This is a genomic window from Arthrobacter sp. RT-1, from assembly GCF_003367205.1.
Classification (GTDB): Bacteria; Actinomycetota; Actinomycetes; order Actinomycetales; family Micrococcaceae; genus Arthrobacter.
Genome location: NZ_QRGQ01000031.1, coordinates 1 through 1176, shown reverse-complemented (window position 1 = coordinate 1176; position 1176 = coordinate 1). Strand labels below are relative to the sequence as shown.

Below are 1176 nucleotides of genomic sequence, written 5' to 3'. Positions count from 1 at the left end.
GGAGGGGATCGGGGCCGCAGAGACCAGGGGGAAGCGACTGTTTACTAAAAACACAGGTCCGTGCGAAGTCGCAAGACGATGTATACGGACTGACTCCTGCCCGGTGCTGGAAGGTTAAGAGGACCGGTTAGCCTCACGGCGAAGCTGAGAATTTAAGCCCCAGTAAACGGCGGTGGTAACTATAACCATCCTAAGGTAGCGAAATTCCTTGTCGGGTAAGTTCCGACCTGCACGAATGGAGTAACGACTTCCCCGCTGTCTCAACCATAAACTCGGCGAAATTGCAGTACGAGTAAAGATGCTCGTTACGCGCAGCAGGACGGAAAGACCCCGAGACCTTTACTATAGTTTGGTATTGGTGTTCGGAGTGGCTTGTGTAGGATAGGTGGGAGACGTTGAAGCCCGGACGCCAGTTCGGGTGGAGTCATCGTTGAAATACCACTCTGGTCACTTTGGACATCTAACTTCGGCCCGTAATCCGGGTCAGGGACAGTGCCTGATGGGTAGTTTAACTGGGGCGGTTGCCTCCTAAAAAGTAACGGAGGCGCCCAAAGGTTCCCTCAGCCTGGTTGGCAATCAGGTGTCGAGTGTAAGTGCACAAGGGAGCTTGACTGTGAGAGAGACATCTCGAGCAGGGACGAAAGTCGGGACTAGTGATCCGGCGGTACATTGTGGAATGGCCGTCGCTCAACGGATAAAAGGTACCTCGGGGATAACAGGCTGATCTTGCCCAAGAGTCCATATCGACGGCATGGTTTGGCACCTCGATGTCGGCTCGTCGCATCCTGGGGCTGGAGTAGGTCCCAAGGGTTGGGCTGTTCGCCCATTAAAGCGGTACGCGAGCTGGGTTTAGAACGTCGTGAGACAGTTCGGTCCCTATCCGCTGCGCGCGCAGGAAATTTGAGAAGGGCTGTCCTTAGTACGAGAGGACCGGGACGGACGAACCTCTGGTGTGTCAGTTGTACTGCCAAGTGCACCGCTGATTAGCTACGTTCGGATGGGATAACCGCTGAAAGCATCTAAGCGGGAAGCTCGCTTCAAGATGAGATTTCCATACACCTCGTGTGTGAGAGGCCCCCAGCCAGACCACTGGGTTGATAGGCCGGATGTGGAAGCGAGGACTAACGACTCGTGAAGCTGACCGGTACTAATAGGCCAACAACTTACACCACACAC

At 54.7% G+C, this 1176-nt stretch carries 1 rRNA gene; it reads left to right on the top strand.

Annotated elements, in window-relative coordinates:
- Positions 1-1172 (top strand): 23S ribosomal RNA (locus DXK94_RS17450); the annotation flags it as partial.
- Positions 1173-1176: the final 4 nt, after the last annotated feature.